At 39.4% G+C, this 20,532-nt stretch carries 20 protein-coding genes, 1 pseudogene and 1 riboswitch; of the genes and pseudogenes, 20 read left to right on the top strand and 1 reads right to left on the bottom strand.

The window, feature by feature from the left end:
- The first annotated feature begins 26 nt into the window (after nt 1-26).
- Both ACLKL2_RS07460 and ACLKL2_RS07455 read left to right on the top strand, forming a co-directional pair.
- The gene (locus ACLKL2_RS07460; protein WP_413693929.1) at nt 27-845 is read left to right on the top strand and encodes a MetQ/NlpA family lipoprotein; all 819 of its coding nucleotides are present in this window, start codon (nt 27-29) and stop codon (nt 843-845) included.
- A gap of 206 nt (nt 846-1,051) precedes the next feature.
- Nucleotides 1,052-1,534, top strand: coding sequence for a DUF1348 family protein (locus ACLKL2_RS07455; RefSeq protein WP_413693928.1), 483 nt, complete (start codon nt 1,052-1,054; stop codon nt 1,532-1,534).
- Between the two features lie 339 nt (nt 1,535-1,873).
- Here the strand turns inward: ACLKL2_RS07455 and ACLKL2_RS07450 are convergent, their stop codons facing one another.
- A complete protein-coding gene (locus ACLKL2_RS07450; RefSeq protein WP_113819745.1) occupies nt 1,874-2,359 on the bottom strand; it encodes a YHS domain-containing (seleno)protein in 486 nt (161 codons plus the stop codon).
- 160 nt (nt 2,360-2,519) lie between these two features.
- Here ACLKL2_RS07450 and ACLKL2_RS07445 point away from each other — a divergent pair, with 160 nt between their 5' ends.
- The 18 genes and pseudogenes from ACLKL2_RS07445 to cobW all read left to right on the top strand — a co-directional run bounded on the left by ACLKL2_RS07445 (nt 2,520) and on the right by cobW (nt 20,526).
- Nucleotides 2,520-3,341, top strand: a complete 822-nt coding sequence (locus tag ACLKL2_RS07445) for an AraC family transcriptional regulator (protein WP_413693927.1) — start codon at nt 2,520-2,522, stop codon at nt 3,339-3,341.
- Nucleotides 3,342-3,649: 308 nt separating this feature from the next.
- Nucleotides 3,650-4,828, top strand: coding sequence for a hypothetical protein (locus ACLKL2_RS07440; protein ID WP_413693926.1), 1,179 nt, complete (start codon nt 3,650-3,652; stop codon nt 4,826-4,828).
- 275 nt (nt 4,829-5,103) lie between these two features.
- A riboswitch (cobalamin riboswitch) is annotated at nt 5,104-5,244 on the top strand.
- A gap of 129 nt (nt 5,245-5,373) precedes the next feature.
- Nucleotides 5,374-6,210, top strand: a complete 837-nt coding sequence (locus tag ACLKL2_RS07435; RefSeq protein ID WP_413693925.1) for a DUF4198 domain-containing protein — start codon at nt 5,374-5,376, stop codon at nt 6,208-6,210.
- Nucleotides 6,211-6,273: 63 nt separating this feature from the next.
- Nucleotides 6,274-6,881, top strand: a pseudogene (gene cbiM, locus ACLKL2_RS07430) (cobalt transporter CbiM).
- Nucleotides 6,881-7,468: a hypothetical protein gene (locus ACLKL2_RS07425; RefSeq protein WP_413693924.1), complete on the top strand. Its 588-nt coding sequence runs from the start codon at nt 6,881-6,883 to the stop codon at nt 7,466-7,468. The pseudogene cbiM and the gene ACLKL2_RS07425 overlap by 1 nt, the downstream one beginning before the upstream one ends.
- Nucleotides 7,468-8,262, top strand: coding sequence for a cobalt ECF transporter T component CbiQ (cbiQ, locus tag ACLKL2_RS07420; RefSeq protein WP_413693923.1), 795 nt, complete (start codon nt 7,468-7,470; stop codon nt 8,260-8,262). Before ACLKL2_RS07425 ends, cbiQ begins: the two co-directional genes overlap by 1 nt.
- Nucleotides 8,246-8,749, top strand: coding sequence for an energy-coupling factor ABC transporter ATP-binding protein (locus ACLKL2_RS07415; protein ID WP_413693922.1), 504 nt, complete (start codon nt 8,246-8,248; stop codon nt 8,747-8,749). The genes cbiQ and ACLKL2_RS07415 overlap by 17 nt, the downstream gene beginning before the upstream one ends.
- Entirely contained in the window at nt 8,736-8,939 is a 204-nt protein-coding gene (locus tag ACLKL2_RS07410) for a hypothetical protein (protein ID WP_413693921.1), read from the top strand. The genes ACLKL2_RS07415 and ACLKL2_RS07410 overlap by 14 nt, the downstream gene beginning before the upstream one ends.
- Nucleotides 8,940-8,948: 9 nt before the next feature.
- Nucleotides 8,949-10,769 carry an ATP-binding protein gene (locus ACLKL2_RS07405; RefSeq protein ID WP_413693920.1) on the top strand — a complete coding sequence of 607 codons (1,821 nt, stop codon included), beginning with the start codon at nt 8,949-8,951 and terminating at the stop codon, nt 10,767-10,769.
- A 24-nt stretch (nt 10,770-10,793) separates the two neighbouring features.
- Complete coding sequence (locus ACLKL2_RS07400; RefSeq protein ID WP_413693919.1) at nt 10,794-12,233, top strand: cobyrinate a,c-diamide synthase; 1,440 nt, start codon at nt 10,794-10,796, stop codon at nt 12,231-12,233.
- A gap of 13 nt (nt 12,234-12,246) precedes the next feature.
- Complete coding sequence (locus ACLKL2_RS07395; RefSeq protein ID WP_413693918.1) at nt 12,247-13,413, top strand: cobalt-precorrin-5B (C(1))-methyltransferase; 1,167 nt, start codon at nt 12,247-12,249, stop codon at nt 13,411-13,413.
- On the top strand, nt 13,410-14,834 hold the full coding sequence (locus ACLKL2_RS07390) for a precorrin-8X methylmutase (protein WP_413693917.1): 1,425 nt from the start codon (nt 13,410-13,412) through the stop codon (nt 14,832-14,834). The genes ACLKL2_RS07395 and ACLKL2_RS07390 overlap by 4 nt, the downstream gene beginning before the upstream one ends.
- Nucleotides 14,834-16,255 carry a precorrin-6y C5,15-methyltransferase (decarboxylating) subunit CbiE gene (cbiE, locus tag ACLKL2_RS07385; protein WP_413693915.1) on the top strand — a complete coding sequence of 474 codons (1,422 nt, stop codon included), beginning with the start codon at nt 14,834-14,836 and terminating at the stop codon, nt 16,253-16,255. The genes ACLKL2_RS07390 and cbiE overlap by 1 nt, the downstream gene beginning before the upstream one ends.
- Entirely contained in the window at nt 16,252-16,989 is a 738-nt protein-coding gene (gene cobI / locus ACLKL2_RS07380) for a precorrin-2 C(20)-methyltransferase (RefSeq protein ID WP_413693914.1), read from the top strand. The genes cbiE and cobI overlap by 4 nt, the downstream gene beginning before the upstream one ends.
- On the top strand, nt 16,986-17,762 hold the full coding sequence (locus ACLKL2_RS07375) for a cobalt-precorrin 5A hydrolase (protein WP_413693913.1): 777 nt from the start codon (nt 16,986-16,988) through the stop codon (nt 17,760-17,762). Before cobI ends, ACLKL2_RS07375 begins: the two co-directional genes overlap by 4 nt.
- Before the next feature lie 23 nt (nt 17,763-17,785).
- On the top strand, nt 17,786-18,571 hold the full coding sequence (gene cobJ / locus ACLKL2_RS07370; RefSeq protein ID WP_413693912.1) for a precorrin-3B C(17)-methyltransferase: 786 nt from the start codon (nt 17,786-17,788) through the stop codon (nt 18,569-18,571).
- Nucleotides 18,572-18,644: 73 nt separating this feature from the next.
- On the top strand, nt 18,645-19,448 hold the full coding sequence (gene cobM / locus ACLKL2_RS07365; RefSeq protein WP_413693911.1) for a precorrin-4 C(11)-methyltransferase: 804 nt from the start codon (nt 18,645-18,647) through the stop codon (nt 19,446-19,448).
- A complete protein-coding gene (cobW, locus tag ACLKL2_RS07360; protein ID WP_413693910.1) occupies nt 19,435-20,526 on the top strand; it encodes a cobalamin biosynthesis protein CobW in 1,092 nt (363 codons plus the stop codon). Before cobM ends, cobW begins: the two co-directional genes overlap by 14 nt.
- Nucleotides 20,527-20,532: the final 6 nt, after the last annotated feature.

Below are 20,532 nucleotides of genomic sequence, written 5' to 3'. Positions count from 1 at the left end.
TAAAGCAACATCTCAAAGGAAATTGTATGAATGTTAATATCAAAAAAGTAATCGCAGTATTAGGTTTAGCGTCTGTATTTGCACTAACTGGTTGTGGTGAAAAAGAAGCGCCTGCAGTAGATAACAGTAAAGTGAAAATTGGCGTAATTGCTGGTTCTGAAGCACAAGTTGCAGAGATTGCAGCGAAAGTAGCAAAAGAGAAATACAATCTAGACGTATCATTAGTGACCTTCTCTGATTACATTACACCGAATGCTGCACTAGATGAAGGTTCAATTGATGCTAACGCATTCCAGCACAAACCTTACTTAGATCAGCAAATTGCTGACCGTGGTTACAAATTTGCAGTCGCAGGGAATACATTAGTGTACCCAATTGCTGGTTACTCAAGCAAAATAAAATCACTAGATGAATTAAAAGATGGTGACCAAATTGCAGTACCAAGCGATCCAACTAACTTAGGTCGTTCTTTAATTTTATTAGAGAAGCAAGGCTTACTAACGCTTAAAGAAGGTGTTGGCCTTAAAGCAACTGTATTAGATATTGTTAGCAGTGAAAAGAATCTAAAAATTGTTGAATTAGAAGCAGCACAATTACCACGTTCTTTAGATGATGTTGCACTCGCTATCATTAACACAACGTACGCAAGCTCAATTGATTTATCACCTGAGCATGATGGTTTATTCGTTGAGAATAAAGAGTCTCCATACGTTAACTTAATTGTTGCACGTGAAGATAATGTGAATGCTGAAAATGTACAAAACTTTGTCAAAGCGTACCAATCTGAAGAAGTGTACCAAGCCGCTTTAGAAATCTTCAAAGGTGGTGCTGTTAAAGGTTGGTAATCCCACTTTTAATACAAAAATAAAATGATTAGAAAGGTATGAAGCTGTGCTTCATACCTTTTTTTATATCTAATTTAAATAGGTTAGGTCGCTATTAATAGGCTAAGTATTTAGAAAAAGTGGTAACTTGGTGCTACTCTAATTGTGAAATAATACAAAAAAAGCGGTAAGTAGTTATATCAAACTTGATAGTTATTTGTAATTTATTGGAGATAAACGATGAAAACAGCGCGTCCACCTTTACCCCTTTTAATACCTCAAGTGCTTTATTAAAAGTAAGAGCTGCTGAAAATGCTTGGAACAGTAAAAAACCTGAAGCTATTTCACATGCTTATAGTGAAAATAGTGTGTGGCGCACCCGATCTCAAGTTATTCATGGTAGAGAAGAGATCATTACGTATTTAACCAAGAAATGGCAAAAAGAGTTAGATTATAGATTGATCAAAGAGTTATGGTCATTTAGTGGTAATCGTATTGCAGTTCGCTTTGCCTGTGAATATCGCACACAAGATAACCAGTGGTTTAGAGCACATGGCAATGAGAACTGGGAGTTTGATGGTTTTGGTTTAATGCAAAAACGCTTCGCCTGCATTAATGATTTACCCATTAAAGAGGAGGCACGTTTATTAGTGTGGGATGGTGATAAACGCCCTAAAGATTTTCCTAGCCTCTCTGAACTAGGGTTATAGAAAGTCACTATTTTATTATTGAGAACAAGTGACCCTTTATTTTTAATTCAAAGAATACCGATCCGAAACTAACAATGTTACGTAATATAATCGACGGTGCATTATTTTATGAAATTAATTTTGCCATCGTCAGGTCTCTATTAGGGATACTGTTGTTGGTAAAAATAATCACCTTGTCTTTGTAAATGATTGAGTCCATATATTAAGCGCAGACGTTATTTTTATTCTCAGGAGTTAGTTCTTCACTAAATTTAAGTGTTAGAGCTTTTTTAATATAAAAGGGGAATGATTGGATGCTAACTACTTTCAACCATTCCCCATTTTTCTTATTTGCATTGCTTAATCGTTTAACGCTTCAATTTGTTTTTCAGTTAACCCTTTAATAGCTGTCCAGTTTACCTGTGCCGTTTCAATATTCCCTGGCACATCTTTTAACCATTCTTTTTGTACATTTTTATTTAGGTTTAAATACAGCTTATTGTCTTCGATATACCAAGCTGTTGGTTCTACATCAAACTTTTGATTCACTGCAACGCCATAAGCACAAAAACCACCATATTGTGGAGCATATTTCGCTGGATCTGATTTAAAGAGGTCACGGTTTTTAGCACTAGCAAAATGGTAAATTGCGCCATTATATGCTGCTGTATATTTATCTGAACCCTTTGTTGGCTCCCCTTTTGTGAAGTATGTAACTGTGTCATAACCTTTAATCGCGAGGTCATTTTGGTTGGCATTGACTTCAATGTTTGCCGCGAAGCTAAAGCTACTGGCTAATAAAGCAGTACTTACGAGTGTTGATTTAATGATTGATGAAAGTGACATAGTTTGTTTCCCTTTTAACGAGTTGTTTATTGGTAGTTTGTTAATAGAAGTCAGGACTCACCCTTGGCTTGATGAGTAATATATGACTTTTTATTTTACAAAAGGGATGAGATAGTCTTTAAATTGAACCCAATCGTCCAAATCATTCAAGGGAGTAAGGATGGATCAGCTTTCTAGTATTTTGCAGCGTTTTTCAATGAATACAGAAGTGTTTTTTACTGGCAATCTATGCGGTATCAGCCACTTAGATAAGCAAGACAGTCAAGGGCACTTACATTTACTGCGTAGTGGCGAATTGACTATCATAGATGAGCAGGGAAAATCTTTGCTGTTTAATCAACCAACTGTGTTATTTGTTCCACTACCCCATGCTCATCGTATTGTCGGCAGTGTTGAGAACCCACCACAATTGGTTTGTGCTAAAGTCGTTTATGACCAAACGCAATCTAACCCCATTGCTAACTCTTTACCTCATTTACTGCATTTTAACTTTAATGATTGTCCCAATATCAATAAAACAGCCCAGTGGTTATTCGAAGAAGCCTTTCAAGATAAATGTGGTCGATTGCCGATGCTCAGTGCTTTAACTGATATTTTTATTATTCATATTTTACGCTTTGTATTAAGTAATAAGTTAATGGAACATGGTTTATTGGCTGGTCTTGCACATCCGCAATTAGCTAAGGTATTAGTGGCTATTCAAGCAAAACCTGAATACTCATGGGGGTTACAAGAGATGGCCGATATTGCATTAATGTCGAGATCTAAATTTGCTGATTTATTTAAAAGAGTCGTAGGTCAAAGCCCAGGAGACTACCTAGTCGATTGGCGTATTAGTGTTGCTAAAACATTATTAAAGGAGAATAAGTCGGTGGCGTTAGTAGCCAATAGCGTAGGTTATGAAAATGGCTCTGCCTTGGCGCGCATCTTTAGGAAAAAATTAGGGCTTTCACCTAAAGAGTGGCTGTTGTCCATTCAATAAAAAAGTCTCTTTAAATGTTTAATAAGCGCCTGTTTTCTAGTCTTTGTTGATGATTCGATTGACTACTTCATTAGAGCTAGTAAAGTCTGCAATAGGCGGTTTTATAGTGCTTTTTTAAACATTCTGCTTTGCATATTGACCTACTTTCAGTATAGTTTTAGCTTAATATCATGTATTATCTCGAGATAACAATCCTGTAATACTGACAGCTTTTTATAAAGCATAGTAAAGTTGATATGGACAATAAACTTAACATAACTCCCTTAGCTCATTTTCTGGTTAGGCGGCTCATTTATAATGGAGAAAAAGTGAGATACTGTAAGCTTACAATTGCTTTGATGTTGTCATTTGCAACGAATCTATCTGCTTTAGAGCTGATCACAGCCTCTGAAGATTCTGCTATTGAAAATATAAATCAACAATACGATATTAATAGCCTATTAATATCTTCTAATAATAAACTTGGCCGCTATAACAAAAATGAATTTGAATATAGAGCGTTAAGTTTAGAGATTGAAAACAACAAAAATATCTACCAAAACAACATTGATGCTTTAGCTGATAAAGTTGTCGCTAAAGACAATGTTGCGCAGTACTTTAAAGATCTAGAAGCGCTAGTGTTAAAAATTGATGCTTTAGAGAAAGAGTATGAAGAAAAAGGTAAAGCCTTAAAAGCTGAGCATCAAACTATTATTGATGATGGTAAAAAGTTAAAAGATGCACGTATTAAAAGAAACAGTGAGTTAGCTGCCTTAAAACAAAGAGTCGTTGCACGTTTAACGGAAGAGTTAGCTAACCCTAAAAGTGTTAAAGATGTTTCTTTAAGTGGGACGCTAAGCTGTACTACTTATCAGTCTATTAACCAGTGTTTAACTGAAAACGAAAACTTCATTGTTAAAGATGCTAAAAAATCTGATAACTTCCTAAATGAGCGTAGTGTGTTGCTATCTTACAAAATTGTAGATGCGAGCATGAATTTAGACGGTGATTTATCTTACCGTGCAGCAATGACATTTAAACCAGCTTACAATAATAAAATCGAATCTATCTTAAACGAAAAATTTGGTCTTAAATCTGCCGTACTAACTTTAAAAAGTAATGTAGATGTGGATTGGTATATCGATGGAAATAAAGTCGGTAGTGGTAAAGAGATTACTCAGGAAGTTGCCCTAGGTCGCCATGGTATTTTGGCTTCATATAACTCAGTCGGTCAATCTAGTATCGAAGTGGTTGAAGGTAATGATGAGCTTTTCTACACTTTTTCGGATAAATCGAAAAAAACTAAAGCCCAACACTCCTCTGCAACGCAAAAGCAAACGGTCAAAACAGATTACCCTAATGTCTCTACGACACCGCCAAGTAACTCATCTGAAAAGCCGGTGATCAAGTTACAACCCAAAAGTTCGATGAACGAAAAAGTGGATAAAGGTTACTTGTACTTTATGGGGCTTGAGCCTGAAGCTGAGTCTCAAGAAAAGTTCTTATAACGCTAATAATAAGCGATGAAAATTTAAAGAGTAACGCCGATTTCGCCGTTACTTTTTTATACCCTCATTTATTTTATTAGCATATTTTTTCTTAAGAGTTCGAGATTGTTAGCTCGATAATTATCGATATTACTATCAACATTTAAAGTCTTACCATTACTTCTCATTTATTGGCTCTGCTGTAATAACTTAAACATTTTATCGCTTTGAAAAAGTGGCTTTATATTGACTGTTTACCCTGTTACACGCTATTGTTCAGCTTCCTTAGGATATAGTCTTAAAGCTATGCATTTCATCTTAGAATAAACTAAGAGTGAGCTGTTTGGGAACTTGGTCAAACACCAAGGCTGCCCCCGCAACGGTAGAACAGATTAAATTTGTTAAGCCCGGATACCAAACCTTTGGATGATACTTGTTTACAACAAGTACCGTGGTGTTGCGGAGGGCTTCACCGGCTGGTTTATCTTAATTAACGTCACTCAGACATCAAGATAACCATCTCCTCCACAACTTCGCCTGTTATTTACTCAGACGGAGATTTTCCTTTGTTAAACGTTACAAAATTAACACCGAGCATTAACTTAAAACGTTTTATTGCTCCTGCTTTGCTAGTCATTGGTTGCATATTACCTTTTTATGCTAGTGCCCACTTTCAAATGATTTATACCCCAGAATTACTACGTGCTAAGGGCGGAAATATCAGCCTTAAAATGCCTTTCACTCATCCTGCTGCTAGTGGCCATGTGATGAAGGTCGATAAGCCTCAAGCTTTTTATATGATTAAAAAAGGTAAAAAAACAGATTTAATTGATAAGGTGTCAGAGATTGAGTGGGAAAGTGCTGTTGATACTGGCCATGCTTATCAGGCTGATGTGAAGTTACGTGGATTAGGGGATTATGTTTTCATCTCTCAACCATCACCTTATTTTGAAGCTGAAGAAGATTCTTATATTCAGCAAATCACTAAAACGATTGTGAATGTTGGCGGTTTACCAACGGACTGGAATGAAGACTTCGGTTTAGCTGCGGAAATCGTACCACTAACCAAACCTTATGCCATTTACGAAGGTGGCATTTTTACTGGTGTGGTTAAATCTCGCGGTCAAGCTGTACCTTTTGCTGAGATTGAAGTGGAGTTTGTTAATTATGTGCCAGAAATGGACAATAATCGTTTTGCTAAAACGCCATTAATGACTACTCCGTCAGACGTTTTTATCACACAAACTATCTATGCTGACGCTAACGGTACTTTTAGTTATGTGTTACCTAAAGCTGGACAGTGGGGATTTGCGGCGCTAGGTGTGGGTGAAGAAAAAACATATAACGGTAAAGAATTATCACAAGATGCCGTCATTTGGGTTGAAGCGACTAAATTACCATAAGCTAATAATCGATATTGACTGGTTCAGTGAGTATCTTCTCAAGTAAGTATATAAAGGTAAATTATGCATATAGTGGATGGTGCGCTATCTTCACCGGTGTTGATCAGTGGGGCTGTTTTGAGTGCAATAGGCGTATTTATTGGTCTTAAAAAAATGGATTATGATCATCTACCATTAGTGGGGGTGTTAGCTTCTGTTTTTTTATTGCCTCTTATATTCACCTACCACTGGGATTCTCTAGTGTGCATTTAATTATGAATGGTTTGTTGGGTATTATTCTAGGCTGGGTAGCCTTTCCTGCTTTATTAGTCGCGCTATTATTACAGGTGATCTTTTTCGGTTTTGGTGGATTATTAGTGCTAGGTGTAAACACGCTCAATATTGCGCTACCTGCAGTGCTTATTTATTATCTCTGTTATAAAGGTGTGCGTAATGATAGCCCTAAAATCGCAGCTATTTGGGGAGCCGTTGGTGGCGCAGGGGCGATATTCATTACTGCATTAATGGTGGCCTTTGCTTTAGCGTTATCCGGAGAGTCTTTTGTTTTAGCGGCAAAAGCGGTATTACCAGCGCATATTCCGATCATGGTCATTGAGGGTTTTGTTTCTTATGCCGCTGTGTATCTTATTCATACCGTTAAACCTGAATTTATAAGTAAAGGTTCAAATTAATGAATTGGTTAATCTCTTTTGTTGCTATTGTCAGTTTATCTATTTCTACTCATGCTGTTGCTCATAATGTAATGGGTGGCGTCTACGCAGAAGGTTTTGAAATCGAAGGTGAAGCAGGCTTTTCTAATGGTGCAATGGCAAACCCTGGTACAGTTGTGAAAGTGACTGATGATGCTGGAAATACGCTAGGTGAAGTGTTAATTGGTGAAGAGGGCACTTTTGCTTTCACTGCTAAACAACATATTACCCATCATTTTGAAGTGAATATGGGGGCTGGTCATATTTTAAAAATGGACCTACCTGCGGATGAATTGCCGGAAAGCTCAAATGACCCGTTAGTGACTAGTATTCTCAACGAGGAGCGAACAAACTCTGGCAATGAAGCTTCTTCAAAAGGGGCTGAGAGCATAGACACTTTGATGCTAGAAAAAGCTATCGGTAAACAACTCAAACCCTTAAGGCGTGAAATTCAGGAGCTAAAAGAGAAGTCAGGCTTACGTGATATTATTGGTGGTATTGGTTATATTTTTGGATTACTTGGCTTAGTGGCTTTTTTACGAGAGCGTAAACAAAAGGCTAAATTTTAATGTCACAAAGTTTAGAGCATAGCTTAACTTCTTGGTCCGGACAGGCTCTTAAACATCAAAACTCGTGGATTGATGGTATTGATGCTCGCGTGCGGGTTGTTTGCTCTACGTTATTTGCATTAGTGGTGGTATCGAGTCATTCCTTTACACCCACTTTGTTAGGTTTATTTTGTGCTTTTCTGTTGGTGAAAGCTAGCAAGTTAAATATTAAACGTACTCTGCGCCGCGTAGTGGCGATGGATTTGTTTATGTTGACATTAATCTGTATTTTACCTTTTACCACACCCGGTGATGCAATGTTTACTGTGTTTGGTTTAACCGCCAGTTGGCAAGGTTTACTTCATGCTTTATTGATTACGGTGAAAGCGAATGCAGTATTATTAGTGTTATTTTCACTAGTGGCGACCATGAGTGCCTCAACCTTAGGGCATGCGCTTGCACATCTTAAAGTACCTGATAAATTGGTACATTTAATGTTATTCATGGTGCGTTATTTAGATGTGATCAGCCAAGAATATAAAAAAATGCGTAGAGCGATGCAGGCCCGCGCGTTTGTTTTACGTACCAATAGACATACTTGGAAGAGTATTGGTTACCTTTTTGGTATGTTATTAATTCGTTCAGTAGAACGTGCAGAGCGTATCTCAGATGCCATGAAGTGTCGTGGTTTTTGCGGGCGTTATTACCTTAACGATGAGATGAAAATTCGTTCGATTGATTGGATTTTTGCTATCGTGTTTATCTCTTTTTTAATACTGCTAATAGGGCTTAATATTGATGGCTTATTCAAATAAACCTCTCATTAAGATAGAAGATCTTAATTATGCTTACCCAAGGCGTGGCAGTGTATTAAACGCAGTTAACTTTGCCTTATACGAAGGCGAAAAAGTAGTGATTAATGGTGATAATGGGGCAGGTAAAACCACTTTATTACATCTTATTGTTGGTTTGAAAAAAGCGAAAAAAGGCAAAATATCGGGATTTGGCGAAGTATGTGAAACTGAAAAAGAGTTTAATCGATTACGTGTTAAAGCGGGGTTATTATTTCAAGATCCCGATGATCAGTTATTTTGTCCTACCGTGTTAGAAGATGTGATGTTTGGGCCATTAAACTTAGGTTTTACCAAACAGCAAGCCATTGAAAAATCGATACAAACATTAACAAGTCTTGGTATGCAAGGTTTTGAATCTCGTATCACTCATCAGCTATCGGGGGGAAAAGCGTATGATCACCTTAGCCAGTGTGTTGGTGATGGAGCCACAAGTTTTGATTTTAGATGAACCAACCAATGCACTGGATGAAAAAGCCAAAGCACGCTTGTTATCAGTATTAAAAGCATTACCACAGGCGATGATTATTATCTCTCATGACAAATCATTTTCAGAGCAATTAGCAACACGACAATTAACCTTAAAAGAAGGCTCATTAGTTGATACTGAAGCAACAAACCAAACAATAGCAGTCGCTTAGGGGAGCATTATGGATAACGTAACTGAAGATATCATTTTTCCCTTTAGTGCAGTGCAAGGGCAAAGAACATTTAAATTAGCTTTATTATTAGCCACAGTTAATCCACTCATTGGTGGTGTATTAATTTCTGGTCCAAGAGGCTGTGCTAAATCAACCTTAGCCCGAGCTGTGGCCGATCTTTTACCTGTTACTGAAGATGCTGCCTCAGAGTTTGTTACCTTGCCATTAGGTGCCAGTGAGGAGATGTTGATTGGTACTCTGGATTTAGACCATGTGTTAAAAGGCAAACAAGTTAAGTTTTCACCGGGTTTATTACATAAAGCACATACAGGTGTGCTTTATGTGGATGAGGTTAACTTATTACCTGATCACCTTGTGGATCAAATCTTAGATGTAGCAAGTAGTGGTGTGAATATCGTTGAAAGAGATGGAGTGAGTCATCGCCATGATGCTCGCTTTACATTAATCGGCACAATGAACCCCGACGAAGGTGAATTAAGACCGCAATTAAAAGATCGTTTTGGCCTAATGGTTGAGTTAGATAACCAATACAGCATAGAAGAACGCATTAACATTATAAAAGCCTGGCAAGCCTTTGAGCTTGATAAAGTGGCTTTTTGTGATGAATACCAAGCGCCACAAATCTCATTACAACAACAGATAAGCGATGCGCAGGAGTTACTGCCTAAAGTGACCTGTGATGATACCTGTTTAATTGAAATTGCTACACGCTGTCAGCAAGCTAACGTAGATGGCTTACGTGCAGATATTATGATGCATCGAGCGAGTTTAACCCATGCTGCTTGGTGTGGAAGAGCAGCAGTAACGCTTCAGGATATAGAGCAAGTCACACCCTTAGTGTTAGCACATCGCTCACAACCATCTGGCACACCGCCTAATACATCACCTGATCAGCAGAATAATAAGCCTGATAATGGCAATAGAGGCGGCGGTTTCACTCGTCCAAAACCGCCTCAATCTAATGATTCTGAATCACAGGCTTCTGAACATCACTCAGAACAACAGCCTGAGCAACAAAAGCAATCGAATAGCGAACAAGGTGAATCCTCTGGGTCTACTGGCGAGTGGGGTGCAATGCCAACTCAATCCGGTGAGCAACAAAAAACCGCAGCACAATCGATTCAATTGCCTGAGTTACAGCATACGCCATTAACCAAAGTAATTAATGGCAATGTATTACAGGGTGAGTTACAACAAAATACTCAGGGTAAAACGGCAAAAGGGCTAAGAAAATCATCGCTAAACAGCCACAAGCCAGATTGGTTTAATACTTTGTCAAAAAGCCTAGGGCAATGGCCGCCAGCACAGTTTAGCTTTAAAAAAGCCAAAATAGGCCAAGCAAAGCACCACCTTATTTTATTGGATACCTCGGCTTCAACATTAGGCGATAGTTTATCGTCATTAGCAAAATCAGTGGTGATGAATATTGTTGATAGTGCTTACCTACAACGCGAAAAAATTAGTCTGTTAGGCTTTGGTAATAATCAAGTTGAAACCTTCATCAAAGCCGGTAAAGCACCTAAAAAAGTACAATCATTATTGGATGATATTAATGCAGTCGGTGGTACGCCTTTGCGTCAGGTATTAGAAAAAGCAAAACAAAGTATTAAACAGCTTAAAATACAAACACCAGACCTTGCATTGTTTTGTTATTTAATTACCGATGGTCGCAGTCGTGCAGATATAGATGACTTAAAATTACAAATACCGACCCTATTAGTGGATATTGAAAAAGCGACCATAAAGCGTGGTCGAGGTGTTGCATTAGCTGCACAATTAGATGCTCAATACTTTGCGCTTTCATCTTAAACACAGCGTTGATAAAGGAATCAAATGACCAACAAAGCAAGTTGTCCTGCACTATTTTTAGCGGCACCCGCATCGGGGCAAGGCAAAACAACCATAACATCAGCCATTGCGCGTTATTTTACTGCACAAGGTAAAGTCGTACGAGTATTTAAAACTGGCCCTGATTATCTTGATCCACAAATTTTAGCACAAGCTTCGCGAGCACACGTTGAACAGCTAGATATGTGGATGGCTGGTGAAGCTTATTGCCAGCAAAAACTGTTTGAAGCTGCACAACAAGCGGACCTGATTTTAGTAGAAGGCGCGATGGGATTATTTGATGGTGAACCTTCAAGTGCAGACTTAGCGGCACGTTTTAATATTCCCGTTGCCATTGTGATGGATGTAAAAGGTATGGCACAAACAGCCGCTGCTGTGGCCATTGGTTTAGCTAACTTTCGTGATGATTATAATTGCTATGGTTTGATCGCAAATAACTGTAGCAGCGAACGTCATGCACAATTAATTAGAGATGCCTTAGGTGAACAATTACCGTTATTAGCTTGCTTGAAAAAAGATCCTGAAGTGGCATTACCAGAGCGTCATTTAGGATTAGTGCAAGCTAGCGAAGTATTTGATGAATTAGAAGCTAAGTTTACCCTTGGTTGTGAATGGTTAGTGGATGGCGTAAAGCGCGCAGCTGCCAATAGCCCATTATTAGATTTACCTGCACCCGTTGATTTTTACTCTGCTGAGCAATCGCCAGTTGAGTCATTATTAACGGGGAAAACTATTGCCATTGCACAGGATCTTGCCTTTAGTTTTATTTATCAAGCGAACACCCGTTTATTAGAAGAGATGGGCGCGACATTAGCTTACTTCTCTCCTTTAAAAGGCGATCAATTACCTGAAGTTGATGCACTTTGGTTGCCGGGTGGTTACCCTGAATTGTATGCAGAAAAATTGGCTGCGAATAGTGATTTACAAGCTCAAATTAGTGAGTTTAATCAAGCGGGAAAACCTATCCTAGCTGAATGTGGTGGTTTTTTATATTGCCTTAATGAGCTGGTGGATTTAGATGAAAAACACCATAAAATGCTTGGCTTATTGGATGGTTACGGCAGCATGTCCGGTAAACGCGGTTGTCAGGGAATGCAAAAAGCAATCTTACCTGAAGGTGAAATTCATGGGCATGCACACCATAGGTCACGTGCCATTATGCAGATACAACCTATCGGTTATGGGCAACGTCAACGTCACCCTGCACCCGGAGAAGCGATTTATCGTACAGAGAATTTAACGGCGAGTTACTTACATCTATTTTTCCCATCGAATCCCGCTTTAATTGCGGATCTTTTTATGGGTAAGTTACAAGCGGTTGATCAAGAGAAATTAATGGCATGGGAAAACTATAATAACCCATCAGTAACGGGTGCAGTGAGTAAAGAGACTCAACAGCAAGCAGCCATGCAAGCACAACAATAGGGTAAGCTGAAATATGTGGCCGGAAACAAGCGAAACAGAGCAACCATTACGTAATGGTTTAACCACAGGAAGTTGTGCAACAGCTTGCTGTGTCGCTGCTGTGCGTGCGTTATTAGCCAACAAACAACCTGCCAGCGTTGAAATCACCTTGCCAAGAGGTGAAGTGGTTAACCTTGATATTATTGATTATCAAGCGCTTGAACAAGGTATACGGACTAGTACCATTAAAGATGCTGGAGATGATCCTGATGCCACACATGGCGCTACGTTATTTGTTGAATTACGCTTACAGCCAACAACAGGTATTACCTTTAAAGCGGCTGAAGGTGTCGGAACAGTAACCCGTGATGGGTTAGTGTTAGCGATTGGTGAGCCTGCGATTAACCCAGTGCCTCGAAAAATGATGACAGAGCACCTTGAACATTATGCTCAGGCATATCAGTATCAAGGTGGTTTTGAAGTGTCAGTGGGCATTGTCAACGGTGAGCAAATTGCCACTAATACCATGAATAGCCGATTGGGTATTATTGGTGGCTTATCAATTTTAGGTACTACAGGTATTGTTCGACCTTATTCTTGCGCCGCTTATATTGCGTCTATTCATCAAGGCATTGATGTAGCGAGAGTGAATGGTTTCACCCATTTAGCGGCTTCAACGGGTATTGCCAGTGAACATGCCATTAAAGCGTTTTATCAAATGGATGAGATCAGCCTGATTGAAATGGGCGACTTTGTTGGTGCCATGATGAAATATTTGCGCCGTGAAAAAATCGACCCTAAATCAGGTAACCGTATTCAAAAACTCAGTATTAGTGCAGGATTTGGTAAGTTAACCAAGTTAGCTAATGGACATTTAGATCTTAACAGTCGCCAATCCAGTATCGACTTTGAGCAGTTAGCAACCATTGCAAAAAATCTAGGTGCTAGTACCGAGTTACAACAACAAATTATAAGCGCAAACACCACTATCCAAGTGCTTAATATGACCAAACAAGCAGGTTTAGATATCGCCACTGTAGTGTGTATTGAAGCCTTAAAGTTTGCTAAAACCATTGTTCATGAATCCATTGAGGTAGAAGTATGGGCAGTGAATCGAAAAGGGTTGTTTGTGGCTAATAGTCATCAAGATAAGTTCGATGCCGATGGTAAGATAATCAATCAAACCGAGGCTAACCAATGAGAGTTTTAGTAGTTGGTGGTACAGCTGACGGGCGAAAATTAGCAACTGAATTACATAGGTTAGGCTTTGATGTTATCTACAGCATTGCAGGAATTGTGCGTAAAGCTACGGTACCTTGTTTGTCTATTAGCGGTGGTTTTACTCAGTTTCGCGGCTTAGCAAGATACCTTACAGACAATAGAATAACGCATGTTATTGATGCTACTCATCCCTTTGCTCAAACTATGAGTAATACCATTGCTACAGTCACTCAAGCTTTGTCTGTTACCGCTATCCGCTTTCATCGTAAAGCATGGCTGAAAACAGCGCAGGACAATTGGATTGAGGTCGATGATTGGCCTAGTTTAATTGAACAAGTTGCTCAACATGATTCGTTATTCATCACTGCAGGGCAAGTATCACAACAAGTGATTAATGCTTTATCTACACAATCAAAGCAAGTGTTATTACGTACTGCGATGCCAGCTAAAATCATTTTACCTGCTAATGTCACTTGGTTAAAAGCGATTGGTCCTTTTCATCTTGAAGATGAAAAACAGTTATTAGCCACTTATCATATTGATGCGGTGATCAGTAAAAACAGTGGTGGTGATGCCACTTATGCCAAGATTGAAGCCGCTGCATCAGCCAATATTCCCGTTTATCAATTTAAACGTCCAGATCTGCAAGCCTTAACTTATCAGTTTGATGATGCTGCAAGTTGCATTGCTTTATTACAATCATCACTGACTTTATCTGAATCAGCAGACACACCTAACACCAGAGTAATTGAGCAAAAAATGAAATTTGATTATATCCACGATCCCAGTTTGATCGAAAATGAAAGCTTTCGTCAAATCAGAACCTTAACTGACCTAGAGCACTTGTCTATAGAAGCCCAACAAGTGGTAATGCGTGTTGTGCATAGTGTTGGTATTCCAGCAGTCGCAACACAGGTTAAGTTCAGTGAGAATGCTTGCCAGTCTGGTATTGCGGCTTTAAAAAAAGGCGCACCAATCCTATGTGACGTGGAGATGGTAAAACAGGGGATCACCAAGCGAATGATTAAAACTGATCCTTACTGCTTTTTGAATGCACAAGGTGTCCCTGAGCGCGCAAAGGAAACTGGTGAAACACGAACTATGGCAGCATTAACCGCATGGTTGCCTTATTTAGAAGGCAGTGTAGTGGTCATTGGAAATGCACCTACTGCACTGTTTCGTTTATTAGAAATGATTGACCAAGGTGCGCCGAAACCGGCTTTGATTATCGGTATGCCAGTTGGATTTGTTGGCGCCGCAGAATCTAAACAAGCGCTATGGGATCTTCACCAAACACTAGGCATAGAATGCATTACATTATTGGGCCGCGAAGGTGGTAGCGCAGTATCAAGTGCAAGTTGTAATGCCTTATTACGTTGTATTAAAGGGGAATTATATTAATGATTAATTTTTTCAGTAAGTTAGCAAGTAAATTAGGGTTAACTCCAGGCTCAAGTAAGCACGCTAGAACACTTGCAACTGGCGCTCGCGAGATCTCCGTAATTGGTTTAGGTGTTGCAGAAAATGCGATGCTTAGTGAACAAGCATTATTTGCACTGCAGTCAGCAGATTTAGTGATTGGCTCTGAGCGTCAATTATTAACATTAGAGAAATACTTAGCCGTTCCACCGACTATCGCAACACTAGAAGAGGGCGAGCAACAAGATCTAGAGCCAAAGGCCGATAACCTTCCGCCAAGAACTGAGATTTTACCTAAATTAAAAGAGCTACAAGCATTAATTGAAACAGAACAAAATGTAGTGGTATTAGGCTCGGGTGATCCACTTTATTACGGTATAGGTACTTGGATCAGCAAACATTTCAAAGATGCATCAGTGCGCTTTTTCCCTGCTATTTCAAGCATTACTCAAGCTTGTCACAGCTTATCTATTTCACAACAAGATGTGAATGTAGTGAGTTTACATGGTCGTCCTTTAGCTAGATTAAAAGTGGCACTAAAAGCGCAACAAACCTTGTTATTACTAACCGATAACCAGAGTCTGCCTGAACACCTTGCCGAAGTGTGTCGTGAAGCAGGGTTTCCTGAAGCGGAAATTATTGTTTGTGAACGTTTAGGTTATAGCGACCAAAAAATATCTAAATTTACAGTGGCGAGTTTATTAGATGACACAGCAGAAAATGAACAGAGTTTTGACCCGTTACATGTTTCTTTTGTTTTATGTGGTCCGAATAAAGGCTATTTACCGGAGTTTCCTGGGATTAAGGATCACGACTTTGAAACTGGTGAATTAGGTAGCAAGGGCATGATAAGCAAGCGAGAAGTGCGTTTAGCTATTTTATCGCTATTACAACCAAGTAAAGATGATTTAATTTGGGATATTGGTGCTGGTTGTGGTGGTGTATCTGTAGAGTTAGCATATTGGCAGCCACAGGCAAAAATACATAGCATCGAACATCACCAAGAACGTTTTGATTGCTTGTTATTAAACCAACAAAAATTTGGTGTAGTACGTAACTTAAAACCACACTTAGCACGTGCACCTCAAGGCTTAGCTAATTTACCTGCTGCAAATAAAATCTTTATTGGCGGTAGTGATGGTGAATTGCCTCAGTTATTAACTCAGTTATGGGCGAAGTTGCCTGATAATGGTCAAATTGTTGTTTCTGCTGTAATGGAAAAAACTAAGTCACAATTATTAGATTTTTATTCTCAGCGTGAAACATTAAAAGACGCTGAATTAGAAACATTACAGATTGCCGTTAATAAAAGCAGAACTTTGGGTGGGCAATTAGCTTATCGTCCAGCGCTAGCGGTAAGTTTATTTAGTTTCACTAAAAAGGCGAAGAAGGTAATGTCATGAGTGAATTAACCTCAACACCCAAAACTGCATTATTTATTGGTGTGGGTGTCGGTCCTGGTGACCCTGAGCTATTAACATTAAAAGCATTTCGTGCGATTCAAGCCGCCGATGTGATCTGTTATTTAGAGAATGAAGCAGGGGAATCACAGGCGTTAACCATTGCCAGCGAAGCATTAAAAGATCCGATTAAAACACAACAGCACTTAGGGGTACGTTTTGCTATGTCGCGTCAGCGTGTTGCTGCTAATGCTGCTTATGATAAAGCGATTATGCAAATTCAAGCTGAGCTTAAGCAAGGTAAAACCGTGGTTTTTTTATGTGAAGGTGACCCGTTATTCTTTGGATCATTTACCTATCTATTAGAGCGATTAGAAAGTCAGTATCAATCACAAGTCATTCCTGGTGTACCTGCTTTTGTTGCGGCAACAGCTGAATTACAACTGCCATTAACGGTATTAAAACAATCTTTTGCAGTGATCACAGGACGTCATAGTGATGCCAAAGTTAAAGCGGCATTATTAGAGCATGATGCGGTTGTGATCATGAAGGCGGGGATTGAACGTCCACGTCTAATTAGCCTATTAAAAGAAACCAAGCGATTTGATGATGCCAATTATTTGGAATATATCAGTCGTGACCAACAAAAAATAATTCGAGATTTAAATCAGTTAGACAATGTTGCTGGACCATACTTCTCACTATTTGTGATCACCCGTGAGGAACTCACGGCGTGATCCGTATTATCTGTTTAACAGAAGTGGGGTTACAGCTAGCAAGGCGTTTACAACACCTTTTAGATAGTGCTTCAACACCTATAAATAGCGACGTTTGCTATAAACCAACGCCCTTTAAAGAGCATATACAAAGCTACTTTACACAAGGTGATATGCTTATTTTTATCTGCGCAACGGGTATTGTGATGCGAACTTTAGCGCCAGTGATAAAGGATAAATATAACGACCCTGCGGTGTTGGTTTTAGATGAGCAAGGGCAATTTGTGATCCCGCTACTATCCGGTCACGAAGGTGGAGCGAATGAATTAGCGAGACAAGTTAGCGAATTACTTGAAAACCAACTGGTGTTAACCACAGCTAATAGTTACTTAAAACCTAAATATGTTGTAGGTATGGGCTGTGAGCGCCACTGCCCTGAGGCAGTTTTACAAGGTTTATTAAATGAGTGTTTAGTGAAAGCTGGGTTAACCATCGATGATATCAGTGCCATTACCAGTATCGATATTAAGAGCGATGAAGTGGGGTTAATTGGCTTAGCTGAAACATTACAAAAACCTTACTTAACTTTTGATGCAAAGACCTTAAGCACGATGGAAGGGCGCCTTTCCACTAAGTCTGATTATATTTTAAAAACCGTTGGAGTATATGGCGTAGCAGAGTCTGCGGCACTGTATCAAGCCCAACAATTAACTAATAACGGTAGTGAGTTACTACTTAATAAACATAAAAACAAACAAGCTACCTGTGCAATCGCCAGAAGTTATAGCCTGTAGAACATTAAAAACTAGGAAATAAAATGAGTTTAAAAAAACAACTTTTTGTTGTCGGTATGGGACCAGGAAATGCAGATTTAGTCGCACCAAAAGCATTAAAAGCGGTTGAGCAAAGTACTGATTTAGTCGCTTATGGACTGTATTTAGACTTATTAGGAGAGCCTTGTAATAACAAGGTACACCATGATTTACCGTTAGGGGAAGAGATTGGTCGTGCGCGTCTAGCATTAGATCTAGCGGCAAGCGGCAAAACCACATCACTTATATCAAGTGGTGATATTGGCATCTATGCCATGGCGACTTTAGTCTTTGAATTGTTAGATAGACAACTTCAAGGCTTAGAAGAACACCCTGAATGGTTAGATGTTGAGATTGACGTTGTACCGGGTATATCTGCGATGCAAGCTGGTGCAAGTCGCATTGGTGCCATGTTAGGGCATGATTTCTGTACTGTGAGTTTGTCGGATCTTTTAACACCATGGGAAACCATCGATAAGCGTATCCATAGTGCTGGTGAAGGGGATTTTGTTATCTCTTTCTATAACCCGGTATCGAAAAAGCGTGATTGGCAGCTTAACCATGCTCGTGACGTGTTATTAAAATATCGTCCAGCATCTACACCTGTGTTACTAGGCCGTCAGTTAACCCGTGAAGATGAAACGATTCGTATTATCCGTTTAGATGAATTGGATGCGAAAGATGTTGATATGTTTACTTTAGTCAGTGTGGGTAATAGTGAGTCTCGCCATATCATTAATGGTGATAAGTCATGGGTTTATACGCCACGTGGTTATAAAAAGAAATTATAGCGTCGCACTTCAAGCGATTTCTGCGTTAAAAGTGATATTTAAAGCTAAAAGTATTAATTAAGAAGGATTCAACATGAAAGTTTATTTTATCGGTGCAGGGCCGGGTGATCCTGAGTTGATGACCATTAAAGGCGCACGTTTATTAAAGCAGTGCCCTATTGTTTTGTATGCAGGTTCATTAATTCCGCGTCAAACATTACAAGATGTTGAAGACAGCGCAGAGTTGATTGTTGATACCGCTAAGATCAATCTAGATGAGATGGAAGCTTACTTTGTAGAAGCTGCAAAAGAGGGCAAAGATGTTGCCCGTCTACAGTGTGGTGATCCTGCATTATATGGCGCTATCGCAGAGCAAATTCGTCGTTTAGAAAAACACGGTATCGACTATGAAGTGGTACCTGGTGTTAGTGCAACGGCTGCTTCTGCTGCCTATTTAGGCAAAGAGCTCACACTTTCAGGTGTATCGCAAACGCTGATCATGACGCGTTATGAAGGTAAAACACCTTTTCCAGAACGCGAGCGTTTACCACAGCTTGCTCAAAGTGGAGCAACACTAGCTATCCATTTAGGTATCACCAAAATTCGTAAAATAGTGGCGGAATTGATCCCACATTATGGTGAGGATTGCCCTGTTGCTGTTTGTTACCGAAGCTCATGGCCTGACCAAGATAAAGTGACAGGCACTTTAGTGGATATCGCAGACAAAGTAGAAGCAAAAGGCTTTAAATTAACTGCCCTTATTTTAGTAGGTCATGTATTGGATACCACCAACTTCCAAGATTCATACCTGTATAAAAAAGAGCAACCGAATATATTTCGTCGTCGTAAGAATACACTTTCCATTGAAGAGTTAGAGGTAAACAATGTCAGCAAGTAACGTTTCATTAAACAAAATTCCAACCACAGTCGTGACCGGTTTCTTAGGCAGCGGTAAAACAACTTTACTGGCTAACTTACTTAAAAAAGCTAAAGGCAAACGTATTGCCGTGATCATGAATGAGTTTGGTGAGTTAGATATCGATTCAGAACTACTACGCAGCTGCCCACTGGAATGTGAAGATGAAGCGGCAGAACTAGTCGGTGGCGAAGATGGTATTTACGAGCTCGCTAATGGTTGTATCTGTTGTACCGTTGAGGAAGAGTTTTTACCTGTGATGGAAAAACTGGTTGAGCGCCGTGATCAAATCGACCATATCCTGATTGAAACGTCGGGTTTAGCCTTACCAAAACCATTAGTACAAGCCTTTAACTGGCCGGGTATTAAAGAGCACTGCACAGTGGATGCAGTTATCACTGTGGTAGACGGTCCAGCTATTGCGGCAGGTCGTTTTGCTGCTGATGAAGATAAAGTATTAAAACAACGTGCTATGGACGAAAGTTTAGATCACGATCCAAGCTTACAAGAGCTATTAGATGATCAGCTTAACTCTGCTGATTTAGTAGTAGTAAGTAAAAGCGATCTATTAAATGAAGAAGAGCAATTGCGTGTTAAAGGCGTAGTACAAAAACGTCTACCAAGCTCTGTAAAAACCGCTTATATCAATAATGGTGATGTACCACTAGAAGTCTTAATTGGTATCAATGCAGGTTCTGAGAAAAACATTGATAAAGTGCATAACCACCACGATCATCATCATGCTCATGGCGCACATCACGACCACGCACATGATCACTTTGATTCAATGGTGATCAGCTTGGGTAAAGTGAATGCTGACAAACTGAAAGCTAACGTAGAAAAGCTGTTAAATGAATTTAATCTATTTCGTATTAAAGGTTTTGCAGCCGTTGAAAACAAACCAATGCGTCAAGTATTACAAGCAGTTGGTAAACGTTTAGATGTGCATTTTGACCGTTTATGGGAAGCGACTGAAACGCCAAAAACAGAATTAGTATTAATCGGTAAAGGTTTAGATCAAGCAACCGTGACTGCTATTCTAAAAAGCGCTGAGGTTTAATCGTTA

The organism is Psychromonas sp. KJ10-2 (genome assembly GCF_047323255.1).
Lineage (GTDB): Bacteria > Pseudomonadota > Gammaproteobacteria > Enterobacterales > Psychromonadaceae > Psychromonas.
Note: the sequence above shows the minus strand (reverse complement) of the source record. Positions and strands in the feature narration are given on the sequence as shown.